Raw genomic sequence first — 18878 nt, 5'->3', positions numbered from 1 at the left:
CGGGTTTCTAGGCCTTGGCCAGCTGTGAGACGCGCTGCGTGGACAGGCCCATCAGCGCGCCGACATCGCGCATGGACAGGCCAGCGCCCGTCAGTGTGCTAACAGCCTGGCGCGATGCCGCAGACAGGCGGGCTTCGGCGGCACTCGCTTCCTGGGCGGCCTTGCGGTAGTTTTCAACGACCTCTCCGGGAATGCCCTGAGCGTTGATGTCGACGTAGAACTCGGCGGCCGGCTTGCCGGTCATGAGGCTCGCGGCGTCCCTGACCATGCCCTCGAGCTGATCGAGGCGGCGCGCCTGTGTCCCGTACGGGTGACCTTCAACCTCGAATTCTGCCACCCACCACTTACCGTCGCGGACGGCGGAGATGAGGATATCGATCATTGACTTGCCCTCCTAATGATTGCTTTGGCGAGGCGTTTGCTGACTTCTCGGTGTCTGGGGATCGGCTCGCTCCATTGGCCAATGGTGGCTTTCGTGTGATTACCACCTTCAGTCAGAATGAGTATTTCGCCTCTTTCGCGTGCGATCCTTTCTAGCGTTTTGATGAGGATTCTTCGCTTCGTCACATTAGTCTAGACCGGTAGACTATAACAAGTCAATGGCCATTGACTTTGGCTTGCTCTGGCACCCTCGACTCTCATCAGGTCCCACCCGTTTCGCGTGGCCCGGCCTAGCGGCGGCGGGTTCCGAAGATTGCTCGCGTGATCTCGCGCGTGAGCGTGCGGCCAGCCGTGCGCACCATCTGATCGACCGTGGCCTCGCGGCGTTTGCGTTGGCGCTCCGCCTCGGCCTCGGCGGCACGACGCCGACGCTCGGCTTCCTTCTCCGCCTCGCGGCGCTCGCGCTCGATCTGTTTCTCCAGCTCGCGGGCCTGGCGGTCGAGTTCCTTCTTGCGCTCCGCCTCGAGTTTGGCGGCCTCCTTGGCTGCCTCGGCCAGGCGCTGGGCCTCCTCGCGGGCCGCCGCCTCCGCGGCCATCCGCTGCTCGAGCAGCTCGAAGGCTGACTCGGGGTCGATGGGGTCCTTGTACCGGGCGAGGGTGGGGGAGTTGCGCAGGGCGGCGTCGATCGCCTGCGCGCTGGCCGGGCCCATGACGGCGGCCGGCGCCCAGATCCGCACTGGGGCCACGGGGCTGGGGCGGCCCTTCTTGTCGAGGATCGTCACGATCGCCTCGCCCGTGCCCAGGCTGGGCAGGATCTGCTCGAGGTCGAGGGGTGAGGTGGGGAAGGTCGCCACCGTCTCGCGGAGCTTCTTCGCCTCGGCGGGGGTGTGGGCGCGAAGGGCGTGCTGGACCTTGGAGCCGAGCTGGGCGAGCACGTCGGCCGGGATGTCCGTCGGGGTCTGGGTAATGAAGACGATGCCCACGCCCTTCGAGCGAATGAGCCGCACGGTCTGCACCACCTGGCGCAGGAACTCCTTCGAGGCGCCGTCGAACAGGAGGTGGGCCTCGTCGAAGAAGAACACGAGCTTGGGCTTGTCCGGATCGCCTACCTCGGGCAGTTCTTGGAAGAGCTCGGCCAGCAGCCACATGAGGAAGGTGGAAAACAGCGCGGGCCGGGACTGGATGTCCGGGAGCTCGAGGGCGGAAATGACGCCTCGGCCGTCGTCGGTCCGGATGAACTCAGCCACGCTGAACGCGGGCTCGCCGAAGAACAGCGCGCCGCCCTGGGCCTCGAGCTCGGCGACGTTGCGCAAGATGACGCCCGCGGTGGCCGGCGCGACCCCGCCGATCGCCTTCAGCTCGTCCTTGCCCGAATCGGATGTGAGGTAGGAGAAGACGGCCCGTAGGTCGGTGATGTCGATGAGGGCCAGCTGATTCGTGTCGGCCCAATGGAAGATGAGGGACAGCGCCGATTCCTGCGTCTCGTTGAGGCCGAGCACCTTGGCGAGCAGGATCGGGCCGAAGTCGGAGATCGTGGTGCGAATCGGGGTGCCGTTGCCCTCGCCTCCCAGCGCATACAGTTCCGTGGGAAACGACGACGCCGCCCAATCCTGCCCCTGCTCAGCCGCGCGAGCGGCGAGTTTGTCCGATGCCGGGCCGGGCTCGAGCAAGCCCGTGAGGTCGCCCTTGATGTCCGTGACGAAACACGGCACGCCGCTGGCCGACAGGCCCTCGGCGAAAAGCTGGAGCGTGCGGGTCTTGCCGGTGCCGGTGGCGCCCGCGATGAGCCCGTGGCGGTTGAGCATGCCAAGCGGCAGGCGCACCTGTGTGGCCGGGCGGGGAACGCCGTCTTCCATGTAGGTGCCGACCGTGAGTGTCGGGCCGTCAAAGGTGTAGCCGGCGCGGACGGTTTGCTCGTAGTCCGAGGCTGCGGGTGAGGGCACGGGTGCGGGGTCTGGTGCGGGGGAGGCGGCCGGTTCGGCGTGCTGCTCTGTTGCGGGCACGGCCGACTTCGCTGGCGCTGCTGCTGGCGCGGGTTCGGGAGATGTGTCCTCGTTGGGCTGCGGCTCCGGGGAGCCAGACTCCTGGGCCGCGAGGGCGGCTTCGAGGCGGGCCTTGGCGGCGGCCGCCTTTGCCGCGGCGGCCTGAGCTTCGGCCTCGAGCGCTTCAGCTTGCAAACGGAGGATCTCATCGTTCATGGGACCAGTCTACGGGCAGGCCGGGGCCGAGGTGCGAGTCATTTTCCACAATCTCGCTCGCGGGAGGGCAACCCCATTTTTGGGGCTCGGGCGCGAAGGCACGTGGGGACGAGCGCACATAATGGCTTCATGACCACAATGCCTACCCGCCGCCCCGCCTCCCGCCAGTCGACCGCCGACTGGGAGAAGGTCGAGGGCTTCACCCGCACGGCCATGCGCCTCGGTGCCGGCGACGACGTCGGGGCGCTCACCACGCCCGCTATGAAGCGCCGCTTCGTGCTTGACGGTAACTCATTGCGCATCGCCGCGGTCCTCCTGCTCGTCCTTGCGCTGTCGGGGGTGATCGGAGCGCTGTCCGGGCGCTCCACCGAGGTGGCCGCGATCCCGCAGGGAGAAGAGTCAGCGCAGTCTAAGGCCGGCGCGGGGGACGGGGGAGCAGGCTCCGGCGAGAGTACCGAGGGTGGGCACGCAGTGGACGGTACCGCCAGTGGCAAGGCAGCGCCAGATTCTGCGGGCTCGGAGGAGGCGAGCGCGAGGGCGGAGACGATCGTCGTGCACGTGTCGGGGCAGGTGGCGGTGCCGGGTGTCGTCACGTTGCCGGCGCCCGCGCGGGTTGCGGACGCCGTGCAGGCGGCCGGCGGGCCAACCGGGGAGGCCGACCTCGCCCGCATCAATCTGGCCGGGCCCATCAGTGACGGCGTTCACATCCACGTCCCCGCTGTCGGAGAGGGAGGGGACGCGACCGGCTCGGGCGTCGTCGGCGGGGAAGGAGCAGCGAGCGGCGGGGCGGGAGATACCGGCGCTGCGGACGGGAAGGTCAACCTCAACACGGCGGACCAGGCGGGGCTGGAGGCGATTCCGGGGGTCGGGCCGGTGACAGCCAAAGCCATCATCGATTGGCGCAACGCCAACGGTACCTTTACTTCGATCGACCAGCTCATCGACGTGCGAGGGATCGGTCCCAAGACGCTCGAGCAGCTGCGCGACCACGTGCGCATCTGATGCAGGACTTCCGGTTGCTCGTGCCTGCGGGGGTGGTGTGGGCGGTGGCGCTCCTCGCCCCCGACTACCTCGCGCTCGGGCTCGTGGCGCTCCTTGTCACCCTGCTCGGGGCGCTGAGAAGCAACTGGTTCGCCACGATCGTCGGGGTGGCGTTGCTCTCCGGGACGATCGCGGGCGGGACGGATGCCCTGGTGGGGGAGTCGGATGCCATCTATCACGAGGTCGGCCGCGAGGTGGAGGTCACCGGCGCAATCGAACGCCACCCGAAGACGACGGGCGGGCAGTTCGGCGCGATGGTGCGGATCGAGGCGGTCGCACGGGTGAGCGCTGCGGCTAACTCTGGGCCGGCGATGAGCTCGCGCGCGAGCGCCTACATGCGTTGGGAAGGCGAACGCCTCGAGCGAGGCACGCGATTCGTGGCACGCGGCAGGCTGTCGGCCGGCGATGCCATGCTCCGCCTCAACGCTTCCACTATCGAGCCCCTCTCCGCGCCCCTGACAGGGCGCCTGCGCTCGGCCCTGCGCGAGTACGTTGCCGACCGCCCCTGGCACGCCCAACTCATCCCCGGCGTGGTGGTGGGCGACGACACGGGCCTGTCCGAGCTTGCCACCGAACAGATGCGCATGCTCAGCCTGTCCCACCTCACGGCGGTCTCTGGCGCCCACGTTTCCCTCGTGATCGCGGTGGTGCTCGGCGCGGTGGGCCGACGCCGACCGCTCGTTGCCGGTGCATTCGCGCTGGCGAGCTTGGGCGGGCTCGTGGCGCTGGTCGGCCCCGAGGCCTCCGTGCTTCGGGCCGGCTACATGGGCGTGCTCATGTGCCTGGCGATCGCCCTGCGCCGGCGGACGAACGCGTTGCCGCTCCTCGCTGCCACGATCATCGGGGTCAGCCTGCTCGACCTCGAGCTCGCCCGCAGCCTCGGCTTCCAGCTCTCGGCGCTCGCCACGGCTGCCATCATCGTCTTTTCCTACCCGCTCCAGCGTCGGCTGGCCGAGCATGTGCCCGGGGCGATCGCCGACGTCGTCTCCATCTCCCTCATCGCCGCCATCGCCACCGGCCCGCCGCTCCTCGCCATCCAGGAACGGGCCTCCCTATGGGGGATCCTGGCCAACGCGCTGGTTGCGCCCGTCGTGGCACCACTGACAATTGGGGGCATGGCCGGCACGCTCCTGCTACCCGTGGCGCCCTGGCTGGCCACCCCGATCCTGCGCGCGTGCGAAGCATGCACGTGGTGGATGGCGAAGGTGACCACCCTGCTCATCGGTCTGCCCGGCTCGGGCTTGCCCACGATCGCCGTGCTCATCGCCAATGTCGCCTTCCTCGGCGTGCTGCTCGCCGCCCTGGCGTTTGGGGGCGTGCGCGTCATCCTCGGCGCGGTGGGCACGCTCGTCTGCGCCGCGCTCGTCTCCGCCTTCATCCCGCAGCGCGGGGCGGGGGACTGGGAGGCGATCCAGTGTGACGTGGGGCAGGGCTCGGCCTTCCTCGGACGGACCGAAGAAGGCATTGTCCTCGTCGACGTCGGGCCCGAGGGCGGCAACATGGCGGCCTGCCTGGAGCTCGCTGGCGTTGCCCGCATTGACCTCGTCATCATCAGCCACTTCGACGCCGACCACGTGCGCGGACTGGAGGACGTGCTGGATGTGGCCGACGTCGGCGAAGTGTGGTACTCGCCCAACCTCAACCACGTCTACAACTCTTCCTGGGCCCTTGAGCTCATGGACCGGCGCGGCGTCGAGCACCGACCGGTGGAGTTTGGCCAGCGCACGGGCGGGATCGAGATCATCGGCCCGCGCTCGGTGATCGGCACCGACGACTCCACGAACGCCGACTCGCTGGTGGTGCAGATGGTCACCGCCTCGCACCGGATCCTCATCCTCGGTGATGCACCCGAAGACCGTCAGCGATCCCTGCTCGGGGACGTGGGGGAGATTGACGTCGTCGTCGTCGGCCATCACGGGGCGCGCGACCAGAGCCGGGAGCTTGCCGAGAGGCTCGAGGCGAGGGTGACGATCTTCTCCGTGGGTAAGGACAACACGTACGGCCACCCCACGCGCGAGGCGCTGGAGATCTGGCACGCGCCAATCCAGGTGCGCACGGACCTGTGCGGGCCCGCCGTGCTCGGGGCAGCCGAGATGGTCTCGGGTTGTCGGATGGACGTGGAATAATGGCACGCATGGCAGTCACACTCGCACCCATCGTGCTCATCACCTCCGGCGAACCCGTGTTGGGGGATCGGGCGGTGGCCTCCCTGCGCCGCCAGCTGCGCGCGGCGGATCCGAACACGAACATCGTGGAGATTGACTCCTCGCAGTACGTGAGCGGCCAGCTCGAGGCCCTGCTCACGCCGTCGCTGTTCGGGGAGCCGCGCGCGATCGTCGTGCCCAACCTCGAGCAAGTCAACGCGCCCTTCCAAGATGACCTGCTTGCCTACATCCAGGCCCCGGAGCAGGACTCGGTGCTCGTGCTGCGCCACAACGGGGGCCAACGCGGGAAAAAGGTGCTCGACGCGCTCAAGGGCAAGGTGCCCACCTACGCCTTTGAGAAGGTCAAGTACCCCAACGACAAGGCGAAGATCGTGGTGCAGGACGTGCGCGATGCGGGCCGGAAAATGACGTCGGACGCGGTGGACGCGATCGTTGCCGCACTCGGCTCCGACTTGCGCGAACTGCTCTCGGCCGTCAGCCAGCTCCTGAGTGACGTGAAGGGTACGATCACCGAGGAGGACGTGCGCACCTACTTCGCCGGCCGCGTGGAGGCCACCGCATTCAATGTCGCCGATGCCGTCGTGGCAGGTCGCGCCGGAAAGGCCGTGGAGCTCGCCCGGCACGCGGTCGCCACCGGCAACTCGCCCGTCGCGATCGTGGGCGCGATCGCTATGAAGCTACGCACGATGGCGCAGGTGTTGGGTGTGCGCTCGGCCAAGGGCCGGCCCACTCCGAAGCTCAACAACTGGCAGGCCAGCCGCGCCAAGCAGGACCTGCGCGGGTGGTCGGGGGCGAGCCTGGCGGAGGCGATCCAGGCGATCGCCACAGCGGACGCGGAGGTCAAGGGCCTCTCGCGGGACCCGGAGTACGCGCTCGAGCGGGCCATCGTCACCATCTGCGCGCTACGGCAATAGTGCGCGAGCCCATCGGCAAGAAAGCGACGCACGCCCGCCGAGCGCGGGATATGCTGAAAGAGTCTTTAGCACGTAACGACAAAAGGAGTGAAGTTGCGCATTGGTGTACCACGGGAGTCTGGCGATCAGACTCTGGTCGCCGCTACTCCGGACACAGCGGGAAAGCTGATCAAGCTGGGCTACGAGGTTGTCGTTGAACACGACGCCGGTGCCCGGGCCAGCTTCCCCGACTCGCTGTACGAGAGTGCGGGGGCGCGGATTGTCAGCACGGAGGAGGCGTGGGCAGCGGACATCGTCACGGCGCTCGACGCCCCCGGCCTTGACCGACTCGACCTCATGAAGCACGGCGCGACCTTGATCGCGCGCATGGCCCCCGGCCGCAACCCCGACATCCTGGAGGCCCTCTCCAGCCGTGGGATCACCGGGTTGGCGATGGACATGGTCCCGCGCATCTCGCGCGCCCAGTCCATGGACGTGCTGTCCTCCCTGGCCAACGTGGCCGGATACCGGGCCGTGATCGAGGCCGCCCACCACTTCGGCCGGCTGTTCTCCGGCCAGGTGACGGCGGCCGGCAAGGTCGCCCCCGCCAACGTCTACGTGATCGGTGCGGGCGTTGCGGGCCTGGCCGCGATCGGCACGGCGAACTCGATGGGCGCGATCGTCAGGGCCACCGACGTGCGGCCCGAGACGGCCGAGCAGGTCGAATCCATGGGCGCCGACTTCGTGGCCATCCCGGTCGCCTCCCAGGAATCCACCGACGGGTATGCGAAGGAGATGGGCCAGGAGCAGGCGGCCGCTGCCGAAAAGCTGTACGCCGAACAGGCCGCAGTCGCCGACATCGTCATCACCACCGCCGCCATCCCTGGACGCCGCTCACCCGTGCTGCTCACGGAGGAAACCGTGGCGGGGATGAAGCCGGGCTCCGTCGTCGTCGACATGGGCGCCGCCAATGGCGGCAACGTGGTCGGATCGCGGCCGGACGAGGTGGTCGTGACCGCCAACGGCGTGATCATCATCGGCTACGCAGAGCTCGCCGCCCGCCTGCCGGGCCAGTCCTCACAGCTGTACGGGCAGAACATCTTCAACTTCTTCAAGCTCACCACCCCGGACAAGGACGGCCTGCTCCACCTGGACCTCGATGATGAGATCGTGCGCCAGATGCTCGTCACGCTCGATGACCAGGTCATGTTCCCGCCGCCGCCCGTGAAGGTCTCGGCCGCCCCGGCGCCGGCACCCGCGCCCGCGCAGGCGGAGGTCGCCCCCGAGGCGCCGAAGGAGAAATCCTGGATCGCCAAGCACTGGTGGAAACTTGCCGCCGGCGCCCTGTTCATCTGGCTCATCCTTTCCGCGCCGCCGGGCTCAACCACCCACTTCATGGTGTTCGCTCTCGCCGTCGTGATCGGCTTCTACGTCATCACCGCGGTCACCCACGCCCTCCACACACCACTCATGTCCGTCACGAACGCGATCTCGGGCATCATCGTGGTCGGAGCGCTCCTCCAGGTCGGATCCGACAACGTCGCCGTCCAGATCCTGTCCTTCATCGCCATCGCCGTGGCATCCATCAACATCTTTGGTGGATTCCTCGTCACCGAGCGCATGCTCAAGATGTTCCATAGGAGTTGATCATGAACGACATCGTTGCTTACTACACGTCATGGCAGCTCAGCTTCGAGTCACTGGCGTACATCGCCGCCGCTCTGCTGTTTATCCTCGCGCTCGCGGGGCTGTCGAAGCAGGCCACGGCCCAGCGCGGTAACCGGCTCGGGATGGTAGGCATGGGCCTCGTGCTTCTTGCCACCGTCATCCTCCTCATCTCGTTCGCGCAGAAGCAGGCCGTGGTGGCCGCCCTCATCGTGGTCGCGCTCGGCATCGGCGCGGCCGTGGGTATCCCGCTCGCGCGCAAGGTGGAAATGACCGGCATGCCCGAGCTGATCGCTATGCTCCATTCCTTCGTGGGCCTGGCAGCCGTGCTCGTCGGCTACAACTCCTTCATCCTGACCCCCGGTTCGGACTCGCCCGACAACGCCTTCCACATGGGCGAGGTGGGCCTGGCGGTGTTCATCGGCGCGGTCACGTTCACCGGCTCGATCATCGCCTTCCTCAAGCTCTCGGGCCGAATGTCTGGCAAGCCGCTCACCCTGCCGGGGCGTAACTGGCTCAATCTGGGGGCGATCGTCGCCTCGCTGGCGCTCATCATCTGGTTCGCCCACACGCGCACCGTGGGGATGGGCATGATCCCGCTGGCATTGCTCACGGTGATCGCGCTCCTGCTCGGCCTGCACCTCGTGGCCGCAATCGGCGGCGGCGATATGCCGGTGGTCGTGTCGATGCTCAATTCCTACTCGGGCTGGGCCGCCGCGATGGCCGGCTTCACCCTCGGCAATGACCTGCTCATCATCGTGGGCGCACTCGTAGGCTCCTCGGGCGCCTACCTGTCCTACATCATGTGCCAGGCGATGAACCGCTCCTTCATCTCCGTGATCCTCGGCGGCTTCGGCTCCGACGGCGCGGTGGCCGAAGAACGCGACTACGGCACGCACCACGAAATCACCGCCCCCGAGGTGGCCGACATGCTGGCTTCGGCCTCCAAGGTGGTCATCACCCCCGGCTACGGTATGGCAGTGGCCCAGGCTCAATACCCGGTGGCGGACCTCACCCGGCGCCTGCGCGAGGCGGGCGTGGACGTGTCGTTCGCGATCCACCCCGTGGCGGGCCGACTGCCTGGGCACATGAACGTCCTGCTTGCCGAGGCTAACGTGCCCTACGACATCGTCTACGAAATGGACGAAGTCAACGACACGCTCTCCGAGGCTGACGTGGTGCTCGTCATCGGCGCAAACGACACGGTCAACCCGTCAGCCGAAGAGCCCGGCTCGCCGATCGCGGGTATGCCCGTCATCAAGGTCTGGGAGGCGAAGAACGTCATTGTCTTTAAACGCTCCATGGGGAACGCAGGGTATGCCGGCGTGCAAAACCCGCTGTTCTTCAACGAGAATACCCAGATGCTGCTGGGCGACGCGAAGGACTCGGTGGACCAGATCAACGCCGCGCTCAAGGTGAACGCCTAGCGAAAGCGGTTGTTAAGCCTCCGGCAGTCACGCCGTCGTTTCGGGCGGTGAGGCTTCATCCCTCTCCGCCGGCGTGACTGCCTCCGGTCACTGGGCAAGCTGTTACCCGGGACCCGTTTGAAATTCCTGGACGATTCCGGGGCGATCTCCTCATATACGAAGATCGCCCCGAAATCGTCCAAAGCTCTTTAATTCCAGCTGGCGGGCGTGGCCCGGCGGGGCCGCGCCCGTAGTTCAGGCCCGGCGGGCACGCAAAAGGGCGGCGGACCCCAGTCCGCCGCCCTTTCTTCGAGCTACTTAGCCGTTGATCTTCGCAACGAGCTTGGCGAGCTTCGACTTGCGGTTGGCCGCCTGGTTGCGATGGATAACACCCTTGGAAACAGCCTTATCGAGCTTGCGGGAAGCAACGCGGAGCGCTTCCTGCGCCTCCTCGGCGTTGCCGGCTGCAGCGGCCTCGCGCGTCTTACGTACGAGGGTACGAACCTCGGTCTTGACGGCCTTGTTGCGAAGGCGGCGCTTCTCGTTGGTCTTGTTTCGCTTGATCTGGGACTTGATGTTTGCCACTGATGAACTCTTTCGTTGTGAATGATGGCCCCGAGGGCCGCGGGTCGGTGAGGGCATGCCATCTTCGGACTGAGGCGTGGGGTGCCCGTGGAAAGAAGATTGGCCGGACCTTTCACCCGACCAGGTTCAAAGTCCAATTGACTACTTTAGCAAAGCGACCGGCGCCGCAAAAGCGAGGCCAGATGCGGTTTGTGGTGCATCTGCTCACGTTTGCGGCGCCGTGGTGGCTACAGGGGCGTGAGCCCCGGGGCGTTGACTACTGCTCGTCCTTGTCGCCCTTGATCTTGTCGATCGTGTCGTTGACGAAGCCCTTGGCCTTCTCGCCGGCTTCGGTGGCGGCCTTCTTCACGTCGGCAACCAGCTGGTCCTTCTTGCCCTCGAACTCGAGGTCCTCGTTGTCACTGGCCTTGCCGGCGGTTTCCTTGGCCTTGCCGCCCAGGTCCTTGGCCTTGTTCTTGATGTCATCAAAGCTCATGATTGCTCCTTTAACGTGGGTCCGAAGCGTCTAGCTTCCTTACTCTTTCCATATTAGCGGGCGAACCTTGGAAAAGTCTGGCATTAGCCGTGGAGTTCCATGAGCGCCTTGACTACGGCGTCGTACCTGGCCCGATCGAGCGTGGCGCCTTCGCGGCGGACTTGGGCCACGTGCGCGACCAGCAGCCTGTCGAGCCGCACCTCCGACGAGCGCCCGCGCGAGTCCCACGCGCCCGTCCCGATGTCCAGCCACGTGCGGCCTTGGCTGGCCTCGTAGCGGGTGTAGTCGTCGTGATCCTTGCTCGACATCTGCACGAACACCACGTGCTCCTCGTATCCGGCGAGCACGAGCACGGGCCGGTCCTTGCCGCGCCCGTCGTTCTCGTCGAACGGTACCCACGCCCACACCACCTCGCCCGGGTCGGGGGAGGCGTCGGGGAGCGGGGAGTAGTCGAAGGTGGGAAGGCCGATGCGCGCAACCGGCCACTCGATGGCGGGCTCGTCAGGCCCGGGCAAGGTGGCGCCCCTGGGCCGCAACTTGGGTCCTGGCGCCGGTTGAGTCGCGTTCTTCTTCGACGACGCCGTCCTCGCACCTCGCGCACTACCCCCGCCTTGCGCCGTTCCGCGCGATGCTGAACGCCCGCCGCGTCCCGACGTGCCACGGCTGCCGGTGATCGCGCGGGAGATCTCGTCACCCGCCTTGCGGGCCAGGTCCCGGCCAAGACTCCGGCCGGCCGACTTGGCCGCGCGCCGGAGGGACTCCATGAAAGACACGGCTACTCGTCCTCGCTCTCGTCAAGCAGCTCGATCAGGGTCACGTGCAAGCGCTCGACCTCGGGCACGTCGTGGAGCGTGACCGGGTTGCCGGCCGAGGTTTCAAGGATGAGGGTGCCGCAGCCGAACATGCGGTCAATGATGTCGCGCTCGTAGGAGGCGCTCGAAATCCGGGAGAGCGGGATGTCGTGCCCGGTCTTGTTGAAGATGCCCGTGCGGGTGATGATCCGCCGGTCGGTGACCGTGTACGTGCTGGTCATCCACTGCAGCCACGGGATGACGAACAGGAAGATCGCCAGTAGCCCAGCCGTGGCGCCGGCGGCCCAGTGCGCCCACGGGCGCACTGAGTCGGGCAGGAAGTAGAGTGCGAGGACCAATGCCACCACCACGACCACCAGCGCGAGGATATTGCCAAAAATCGCCTTCACGTGCTCGCGCATGTGGCGAATAACGTGCTCGTCGGCGGCTAGGAGCTTCTTGTTAAAACCCATGCCCCCATTTTGCCACAAGGCTGGCCGTTCACGACGCCGTCGCCCACCTCGCGCCCGCTGGAGCGGCTCGCCTGAGCGGCCGCCCCGGCACTCCGGGTGCCGGCCACCCGGCATTAGAGCCAGATGAAGAGGCTGATGATGGCAAGGAGGGCGATGAACGGCAGGGAGGCGAGGGTGATGCCGGCCGCGAGCACGGTCCAGCGCAGGTCGTCTTGGAGGTGGGGGACGTTGCCCACCCCGCCCGCCTGGGCGATGGCGGCGCGCTGGGCGGCCTCGAGCCGGGAGAGGAAGGTCTTACGCCGCTGGGCGGCCTCCCGTTCGGCGTCGGCCTGGCGTTCCCGGGCCCGCAGGCGCTCGACCTCGGCCTCCATGCCCGCCTCGCGGGTGAGGACGTTGCCATATTCGTCGATGATGATCCCGTCCCCGGAGCTTTGCGAGATTTGGCCCGCGCTCTCGGATCGTTGAGTCTGCTTGGCGTAGCGCGCCCGCGCCTTCTCGGTGTACTCGTTCAGCAGGCGCTCGAGCCGGGAGCGCCGGATCGCGAAGAACACCAGCACGATGCTGAAGACTACGCATGCGCCAAACGGGATCCACGCGCCTGCGCCACCTCCGTGCGTGCCGGCTTGCCAGCCGACGAAGGCGAGAAGCGCGTTGCTTGCGGCGGCGAAGGTTACGAGCGCGCGCCCCGGCAGGCGGGTCAGGCGCTCGATGAGGGGCAGAAAGACGTTGAGGGATCCAGGACCAAGGCTCATGGTAGGTATTGTCTCACTGCCGCGGCCCGATCATCCCAATAAGTTCGCTGAGGGAGGCAAGGGTGCCCGGTTGCTTGCCCCGGTGGTCGAGCAGGTAGCCGTCCACCCCGGCGGCGGTGGCGGCCTCCACGTCGATCGGGCGGTCGCCCACGGCGAGCACGCGGGCCGGGTGGAGGCGGTGGCGTTCGATCAGCACCAGGTACATGTCAGGGGAGGGCTTGCGCTCGTAGCCGTCGGGAGCACACACCATGTCGTCCACCTCGATGCCGTGGGCGGCCAGCAGGTCCTCGGCCGAGCAGCGGTCACGGTGGGTGGCGATGAGGTTGAGCCCACCGGCGTCGCGAACAGCCTCGAGCACGCGGCGCGCGCCACTCATGAGCGGGGCCGGGCGGGTCTTCCACGATTCCTTGAGTTCGGAGTAGCCGGCATGCAGGGCCTCGAGGTCGGCGTCGTAGAGCTGGTGGAGCTTGTTCATTGCGTGGTCGATGGAGATCGAGCGCAGGCGGGCCACCTCGGACAGCTGGGCGTTGCTGGGCGCGTCCGTGCGATATCCAATCCGCGCGAGCAGGTGGTCGACGGCCGGGTAGGTGTCGATGAGCGTGCCGCCCATGTCCCACAAAATGGAGGTGTACACGCCTCAAGTCTGGCACAGGCCGCCTAATTTCACACGGCACATTCCCGGTTCCGTGCGGGCGCGCTGGTATCGTTGTCAAAGACTGTTATTCGAAGGAGACTCGTGCCCGTTTCTACCTCTGCCGAGCTGGCCAAGATCCAGCCCGCGTCCACTCCGGCCGCGCAGATTCGGAATTTCTGCATCATCGCCCACATCGATCACGGCAAGTCCACGCTTGCCGATCGGATGCTGCAATTGACGGACATCGTCACGGAGCGTGAGATGCGCGCCCAGTACCTTGACCGCATGGATATCGAGCGCGAGCGCGGGATCACGATTAAGTCCCAGGCGGTGCGCATGCCGTGGTCGGTGGACGGGCAGGCCTACGCGCTCAACATGATCGACACCCCCGGCCACGTGGACTTCGCTTACGAGGTCTCCCGTTCGCTCGCCGCGTGCGAGGGCGCGATCCTCCTGGTCGATTCGGCGCAGGGCATCGAGGCGCAGACGCTGGCGAACCTGTACATGGCGATCGAGAATGACCTGACGATCATCCCCGTCCTCAACAAGATCGACCTGCCGGCCGCGAACCCGGACAAGTACGCCGCCGAGCTCGCCTCCCTCATCGGGTGCGATCCCGACGACGTGGTGCGGGTGTCGGGCAAGACGGGCCAGGGCGTGGACGAGTTGCTTGACCGGATCGTGGCCGAGATCCCGGCCCCCACGGGCGACGCCGACGCCGAGGCCCGCGCCATGATCTTTGACTCGGTCTACGATTCCTACCGCGGCGTGGTGACGTACGTGCGTGTGGTGGATGGCAACCTCACCCCGCGCCAGCGTGTACAGATGATGTCCACCCACACCAACCATGAGCTACTCGAGATCGGCGTCATCTCGCCCGAACCGAAGCCGGCCGCCGGACTGGGCGTGGGGGAGGTGGGCTACCTCATCACGGGTGTGAAGGAGGTGCGCCAGTCGCGCGTGGGCGACACGGTCACGGACGCCCGCAAGCCGGCCGCCGCGCCTCTCTCGGGCTACCGCGACCCCAAGCCCATGGTCTATTCGGGCATCTACCCGATCGACGGCTCGGATTACCCGGCCCTGCGTGATGCGCTGGACAAGCTCAAGCTCAACGACGCCGCCCTTGTCTACGAGCCCGAAAACTCTGTGGCACTCGGCTTCGGCTTTAGGTGCGGGTTCCTCGGCCTGCTCCACCTTGAGATCGTCACGGAGCGCCTCGAGCGCGAGTTTGACTTGGACCTCATCGCCACCGCCCCCTCGGTTATCTACCGGGTGGTTGCCGAAGGCGGGGCCGAGCATGTGGTGCAAAACCCGTCCGAGTTCCCGGACGGGAAGATTCGGGCGATTTACGAGCCGCTGGTCAACGCCACGATCCTCACCCCTTCCGACTTCGTGGGCACCACGATGGAGCTGTGCCAGCAGCGCCGCGGGAACCTGGAGGGGATGGACTACCTGTCCGAGGACCGGGTGGAGTTGCGCTACAAGTTGCCGCTGGCCGAGATCGTCACCGACTTCTTCGACCAGCTCAAGTCCCGCACGAAGGGCTACGCCTCCCTCGATTACAAGGAGGAGGGCGAGCAGCAGGCGGACCTGGTCAAGGTTGACATCCTGCTCAACGGCGAGAAGGTGGATGCCTTCTCCGCGATCGTCCACCGCGACAACGCCTACCACTACGGTGTGGAGATGACCGGCAAGCTCAAGGGCCTCATTCCGCGCCAGCAGTTCGAGATCCCCGTCCAGGCCGCGATCGGTTCGCGCATTATTGCCCGCGAAACGATCCGGGCCCTGCGCAAGGATATGCTGGCCAAGTGTTACGGTGGCGATATCTCCCGTAAACGCAAACTGCTGGAGAAGCAGAAGGAAGGTAAGAAGCGCATGAAGTCGATTGGGCGCGTGGACGTGCCGCAGGAGGCCTTCGTCGCAGCCCTGTCCTCCGAGATGCCCGAGTCAAAGAAGAAGTAATGTCCGAGCACGGCACCCTGCCCGAGCAGAACCCCAACTACGGCCGGATTATGTCCTTCACCCGGCGCGGTTCGCGCCTGGGGGACAAGTACGAAAAGGTGATGGAGGAATACGGCCCGGCATACGTCATCGACTACCCGCAGGGGCCGGCCCAGACCACCCTGGCTAAGGATGCGTTCGTGGACCTGCGCGCGGCATTTGGGCGTTCGGCCCCGCTCGTGGTCGAGATCGGCCCGGGCAGCGGGGAGCAGACGATGTCCGCGGCCCTCGCCCGCCCCGAGTGGAACTTCTTGGCGATCGAGGCGTGGTCGCCCGGCGTGGCGCGCTGCGTGAATGCGGCCGTGCGCGAGGGCGTGCAGAACGTGCGGATCATGGAGGTTGACGCCGCCCAGGCCCTGCCCATCCTTTTCCGGCGTGGCGAGGTGGAAAACCCGCGGGCGCGGGAGGTGTGGACGTTCTTCCCGGACCCGTGGCGCAAGAAGCGTCACCACAAGCGCCGCCTGGTGAGCGACAACTTCGCGAAGAGCGTGGCGCTCGTGCTCGAGCAGGGCGGCGTGTGGCGTATGGCCACCGACTGGGCCGACTACGCCTGGCATATGCGCGATGTGGTGGCCAACAGCCCGCACTTTTCCAATCCTTACTCGGAGAAGAACCCCGATGCGGCCGACCAGGGCCAGTACCGGGGCGGCTTCGCCAAGCGCTGGCCGGGCCGCGTAATGACCCGTTTCGAGTCGCGCGGGATTGAGGCCGGGCGCAAGATTTTCGACGTCGAGGCGATCCGCGAGCGTGACTGAACTCGGCATCGACACCGCGCGGGTGGAGGGTCTGTCCGCCTACGTCCACGTGCCGTTTTGCTCGGTGCGCTGCGGGTATTGCGACTTCAACACCTACACGAACCTCGATTTCGGCAAGGGCGCGAGCGCCTCGCGTTTCGCGGACACCCTCATCTCTGAGATCGCCCTTGCTCACGACGCCGTCGCCCCGGCAGGGCCCCTGCGCACGGTTTTCTTTGGGGGCGGCACTCCCACGATGCTGCCGGCGTCCGACCTGGCGGCGGTGCTGGCCGCGCTGACGGAGGCCTTCGGCTCCCCTGAGGGCGAGGTGACCACCGAGGCGAACCCGGAGACGGTGACCTTGGAGGCACTCGAGACCCTGGCAGATGCGGGCTTTACCCGCTTCTCTTTCGGCATGCAGTCGGCGGTCGAGCACGTGCTGGCCACCCTCGACCGCCAGCACACGCCCGGCCAAGTGGCCCAGGTGGCCCGCTGGGCGCGGGAGCTCGGCCTGGAGTTTTCCCTTGACCTGATTTACGGCGCGCCGGGGGAGTCCCTCGATGACTGGCGTGCCTCCCTCGACGCCGCGATCGCGCTCGAGCCCGGCCACATCTCCGCTTACGGCCTGACGATCGAGGAGGGCACGAAGATGGGGGCCCAGTTGCGGCGCGGGGAGATCCCCGAGCCGGACCCGGACGTGCTGGCCGCCAAGTACGAGATGGCAGACGAGGCGCTGTCTGCCGCCGGCTACGAGTGGTACGAGGTGTCGAACTGGGCCAAGCCCGGCAAGCGCTCGGAACACAACCGGGCCTACTGGACGAACGCGAACTGGTGGGGATTCGGCCCCGGCGCCCACTCCCACCTGGACGGGCGTCGCTTTTGGAACATCAAGCACCCGATCGCGTACGCTGGCAAACTTGAGGCCGGGGAGCTGCCGATCGCGGGTGGCGAGGTCCTCACCCCCGCCGAGCGGCGCGAGGAGGATATCATGCTGGGCATCCGTCTGAGCGAGGGCATCGACGTGGGTGCTACCCCGCCTGGCGTCGTCGCCTCGCTTATCGCCGACGAACTGATCGACCCAGCCGCCGCGTTCGCCGGCCGCTTGCGGCTGACCCGCAAGGGGCGCCTGTTGGCCGACGTCGTGACCCGAACCCTGTGGGACGCCGAGGAGGCATCATGAACCGCGACTATGTCGTCTACACCATCCTTGCCCTCGTGATCGGCATCCCGCTGATCTACACGGGGATCACCCTGTTCTCCAAGAAGTCGGGTGGCACGTGGGACGAGGCCTCGCGTCTCAAGGGCGCCATGCGCGCCCAGGGGTGGCGGGTGAAGGACACCGTGGACAACCTCGCCCTCTTCTTGCTCGATACCACGGTGCTGCCGAGCCATTGGCCGCTCGCGGTGGGGGCGCCGGGCGTGGAGGCCGTCAGCTCCGGCCGGCGCGGGACCACCTGGCGGGCGGGCAGCTTCGTGGCGCCGTCGGTTGGCGGCTACCTGCTGTTCACGCTTGAGGTCCCACTGCGCAGCGACGGCACCGAGCCCGAGATCCCCGAGACCCTCGCGCGCCTGGACGGCGGGTTGTCCTGGGAGGGCGAGTCGGGTTGGGTGAACGACGATGTCGCCGCCTTCCTCACCTCCTGGCCCGGCCTGCGAGCGGCGCACTTGACGGCCAACAAAGTGACCTTCATGGTCAACGAGGGCGGGGAGAAGGTCGAGCGGCTGAAGGAGATCGCCTCCTATGCGGAGGGGATCATCCCTACCCTGCCCGGTGAGGTGTGGGGCTAGCGGCCGTGACGAAGTCGATGAGCTCCTCCATTCGGCCAAGGAACGCCGGCTCGAGGTCCCGGTAGTCGCGCACGGCCCTCAGAATCCTGGCCCAGCCCAGGCCGATATCCTCGGCCGTGGCGTGCGGCCAGCCCATGCGGGCGAGCGTGCCCTTCTTGATGTCCTCCCCGCGCGGCACGTGCGGCCATTCTTTCAGACCAACGACGCCGGGCTTGATCGCCTGCCAGATGTCGACGTAGGGATGGCCGAGCACGAGCACGCCCTCCATGGTCGCCACCTCGGCGGCGATACGGGCCTCCTTGGAGCCGGCCACGAGGTGGTCGAGCATGATGCCGGCGCGCCGGGAATCGGACGGGCCGAAGACGGCGAGGACATCGGCCAGGTGGTCGGCGCCGAAGAGCTCTTCGATCATGATGCCCTCATAGGCCAAGTCGGAGCCCCAGATCTTGGAGATGAGCTCGGCGTCGTGCTTGCCCTCCACCCAGATGCGGGAGGCCTTGGCCACGCGCGCCTCGTGCTCCACGTGGAAGGAGCCCGAGGCAGTGATCTTCGGGCCTCGGCTGGCTACCAGTTTCTTCGGCAGGGGCGGGATGAGGTTCACCGCCTCGCCCTCGAGCCAGAACCCGCGCCCGATCGGGAAGCCGCGCCGGCGCATCTGGGCATCCTCCAGTTCCATCTGCCACTGGCCGGCCACCTTGCCCACCTTCATCACTTCGCCCACGTACCCGGAGGTGACGTCCTCGAGGACCATGCCCACCTCCACAGTGACGTCGCGGATGGTGGAGGCGGGGGCGTTGAGGGCGTCAGGGCCGTAGCGGTCGATATAGCTCATGGGGCTAGGGTAGCGCGTGGGAGGCAACTGGGATATTTGGAGGCCAGGGCGTAGAATTGGCACT

General features: G+C 67.1%; 18 protein-coding genes. 9 read left to right on the top strand and 9 right to left on the bottom strand.

The features are described 5' to 3' along the window. Positions 1-7: 7 nt before the first annotated feature. Together QPC17_RS05255 and QPC17_RS05250 are read right to left on the bottom strand one after the other, a co-directional pair. On the bottom strand, positions 8-382 hold the full coding sequence (locus QPC17_RS05255) for a hypothetical protein (protein ID WP_068538972.1): 375 nt from the start codon (positions 380-382) through the stop codon (positions 8-10). A gap of 289 nt (positions 383-671) precedes the next feature. Beyond that, positions 672-2579: a helicase HerA-like domain-containing protein gene (locus QPC17_RS05250; RefSeq protein WP_068538973.1), complete on the bottom strand. Its 1908-nt coding sequence runs from the start codon at positions 2577-2579 to the stop codon at positions 672-674. A gap of 129 nt (positions 2580-2708) precedes the next feature. Here QPC17_RS05250 and QPC17_RS05245 point away from each other — a divergent pair, with 129 nt between their 5' ends. From QPC17_RS05245 to pntB, 5 genes are all read left to right on the top strand, one after another. Further along, the gene (locus QPC17_RS05245) at positions 2709-3581 is read left to right on the top strand and encodes a helix-hairpin-helix domain-containing protein (RefSeq protein ID WP_201783162.1); all 873 of its coding nucleotides are present in this window, start codon (positions 2709-2711) and stop codon (positions 3579-3581) included. Further along, entirely contained in the window at positions 3581-5746 is a 2166-nt protein-coding gene (locus tag QPC17_RS05240; protein ID WP_285347062.1) for a ComEC/Rec2 family competence protein, read from the top strand. The genes QPC17_RS05245 and QPC17_RS05240 overlap by 1 nt, the downstream gene beginning before the upstream one ends. 8 nt (positions 5747-5754) lie before the next feature. Next, on the top strand, positions 5755-6699 hold the full coding sequence (gene holA, locus QPC17_RS05235; protein ID WP_236698679.1) for a DNA polymerase III subunit delta: 945 nt from the start codon (positions 5755-5757) through the stop codon (positions 6697-6699). 93 nt (positions 6700-6792) lie between these two features. Beyond that, positions 6793-8325, top strand: coding sequence for a Re/Si-specific NAD(P)(+) transhydrogenase subunit alpha (locus QPC17_RS05230; protein ID WP_062613792.1), 1533 nt, complete (start codon positions 6793-6795; stop codon positions 8323-8325). Between the two features lie 2 nt (positions 8326-8327). After that, positions 8328-9770: a Re/Si-specific NAD(P)(+) transhydrogenase subunit beta gene (pntB, locus tag QPC17_RS05225; protein ID WP_070445592.1), complete on the top strand. Its 1443-nt coding sequence runs from the start codon at positions 8328-8330 to the stop codon at positions 9768-9770. Between the two features lie 297 nt (positions 9771-10067). On the opposite strand, the gene rpsT is transcribed toward pntB, so the two are convergent. The 6 genes from rpsT to QPC17_RS05195 form a co-directional block, all read right to left on the bottom strand. Further along, a complete protein-coding gene (gene rpsT / locus QPC17_RS05220; RefSeq protein ID WP_062613794.1) occupies positions 10068-10334 on the bottom strand; it encodes a 30S ribosomal protein S20 in 267 nt (88 codons plus the stop codon). Positions 10335-10590: 256 nt separating this feature from the next. Next, on the bottom strand, positions 10591-10809 hold the full coding sequence (locus QPC17_RS05215) for a CsbD family protein (RefSeq protein ID WP_101923850.1): 219 nt from the start codon (positions 10807-10809) through the stop codon (positions 10591-10593). An 83-nt stretch (positions 10810-10892) separates the two neighbouring features. Continuing rightward, the gene (locus tag QPC17_RS05210) at positions 10893-11573 is read right to left on the bottom strand and encodes a type II toxin-antitoxin system PemK/MazF family toxin (RefSeq protein WP_068539013.1); all 681 of its coding nucleotides are present in this window, start codon (positions 11571-11573) and stop codon (positions 10893-10895) included. A gap of 11 nt (positions 11574-11584) precedes the next feature. Continuing rightward, positions 11585-12073, bottom strand: a complete 489-nt coding sequence (locus tag QPC17_RS05205) for a PH domain-containing protein (protein WP_068538976.1) — start codon at positions 12071-12073, stop codon at positions 11585-11587. Positions 12074-12186: 113 nt separating this feature from the next. Beyond that, the gene (locus QPC17_RS05200) at positions 12187-12825 is read right to left on the bottom strand and encodes a hypothetical protein (protein WP_068538977.1); all 639 of its coding nucleotides are present in this window, start codon (positions 12823-12825) and stop codon (positions 12187-12189) included. A 13-nt stretch (positions 12826-12838) separates the two neighbouring features. Next, positions 12839-13459 carry an HAD-IA family hydrolase gene (locus QPC17_RS05195; protein ID WP_236698680.1) on the bottom strand — a complete coding sequence of 207 codons (621 nt, stop codon included), beginning with the start codon at positions 13457-13459 and terminating at the stop codon, positions 12839-12841. Between the two features lie 102 nt (positions 13460-13561). On the opposite strand from QPC17_RS05195, the gene lepA reads away from it, so the two are divergent. The 4 genes from lepA to QPC17_RS05175 are packed head-to-tail and all read left to right on the top strand — an operon-like array spanning position 13562 to position 17982. Further along, complete coding sequence (gene lepA, locus QPC17_RS05190) at positions 13562-15421, top strand: translation elongation factor 4 (RefSeq protein WP_068538978.1); 1860 nt, start codon at positions 13562-13564, stop codon at positions 15419-15421. Continuing rightward, complete coding sequence (trmB, locus tag QPC17_RS05185) at positions 15421-16215, top strand: tRNA (guanosine(46)-N7)-methyltransferase TrmB (RefSeq protein ID WP_068538979.1); 795 nt, start codon at positions 15421-15423, stop codon at positions 16213-16215. Before lepA ends, trmB begins: the two co-directional genes overlap by 1 nt. Beyond that, positions 16208-17374 (top strand): radical SAM family heme chaperone HemW, encoded by a 1167-nt coding sequence (gene hemW / locus QPC17_RS05180; RefSeq protein ID WP_070448378.1) that lies wholly within the window; start codon positions 16208-16210, stop codon positions 17372-17374. Before trmB ends, hemW begins: the two co-directional genes overlap by 8 nt. Then, positions 17371-17982, top strand: coding sequence for a hypothetical protein (locus QPC17_RS05175; RefSeq protein ID WP_062613802.1), 612 nt, complete (start codon positions 17371-17373; stop codon positions 17980-17982). The genes hemW and QPC17_RS05175 overlap by 4 nt, the downstream gene beginning before the upstream one ends. On the opposite strand, the gene QPC17_RS05170 is transcribed toward QPC17_RS05175, so the two are convergent. Beyond that, on the bottom strand, positions 17954-18814 hold the full coding sequence (locus tag QPC17_RS05170) for a DUF3097 family protein (protein WP_251769541.1): 861 nt from the start codon (positions 18812-18814) through the stop codon (positions 17954-17956). The genes QPC17_RS05175 and QPC17_RS05170 overlap by 29 nt on opposite strands. Positions 18815-18878 lie beyond the last annotated feature (64 nt).

Source organism: Trueperella bernardiae (assembly GCF_030246965.1).
Taxonomy (GTDB): domain Bacteria; phylum Actinomycetota; class Actinomycetes; order Actinomycetales; family Actinomycetaceae; genus Trueperella; species Trueperella bernardiae.
This window is presented reverse-complemented; position numbering and strand designations above follow the sequence as displayed.

Excerpts from the sequence above, each read along its gene's own strand:
- holA (WP_236698679.1), top strand. The coding sequence starts at position 5,755 with ATGGCAGTCACACTCGCACCCATCGTGCTCATCACCTCCGGCGAACCC.
- QPC17_RS05245 (WP_201783162.1), top strand. The coding sequence starts at position 2,709 with ATGACCACAATGCCTACCCGCCGCCCCGCCTCCCGCCAGTCGACCGCC.
- QPC17_RS05170 (WP_251769541.1), bottom strand. The coding sequence starts at position 18,814 with ATGAGCTATATCGACCGCTACGGCCCTGACGCCCTCAACGCCCCCGCC.
- QPC17_RS05240 (WP_285347062.1), top strand. The coding sequence starts at position 3,581 with ATGCAGGACTTCCGGTTGCTCGTGCCTGCGGGGGTGGTGTGGGCGGTG.
- pntB (WP_070445592.1), top strand. The coding sequence starts at position 8,328 with ATGAACGACATCGTTGCTTACTACACGTCATGGCAGCTCAGCTTCGAG.
- QPC17_RS05200 (WP_068538977.1), bottom strand. The coding sequence starts at position 12,825 with ATGAGCCTTGGTCCTGGATCCCTCAACGTCTTTCTGCCCCTCATCGAG.
- QPC17_RS05215 (WP_101923850.1), bottom strand. The coding sequence starts at position 10,809 with ATGAGCTTTGATGACATCAAGAACAAGGCCAAGGACCTGGGCGGCAAG.
- QPC17_RS05210 (WP_068539013.1), bottom strand. The coding sequence starts at position 11,573 with ATGGAGTCCCTCCGGCGCGCGGCCAAGTCGGCCGGCCGGAGTCTTGGC.
- QPC17_RS05175 (WP_062613802.1), top strand. The coding sequence starts at position 17,371 with ATGAACCGCGACTATGTCGTCTACACCATCCTTGCCCTCGTGATCGGC.
- QPC17_RS05205 (WP_068538976.1), bottom strand. The coding sequence starts at position 12,073 with ATGGGTTTTAACAAGAAGCTCCTAGCCGCCGACGAGCACGTTATTCGC.
- QPC17_RS05255 (WP_068538972.1), bottom strand. The coding sequence starts at position 382 with ATGATCGATATCCTCATCTCCGCCGTCCGCGACGGTAAGTGGTGGGTG.
- trmB (WP_068538979.1), top strand. The coding sequence starts at position 15,421 with ATGTCCGAGCACGGCACCCTGCCCGAGCAGAACCCCAACTACGGCCGG.
- QPC17_RS05250 (WP_068538973.1), bottom strand. The coding sequence starts at position 2,579 with ATGAACGATGAGATCCTCCGTTTGCAAGCTGAAGCGCTCGAGGCCGAA.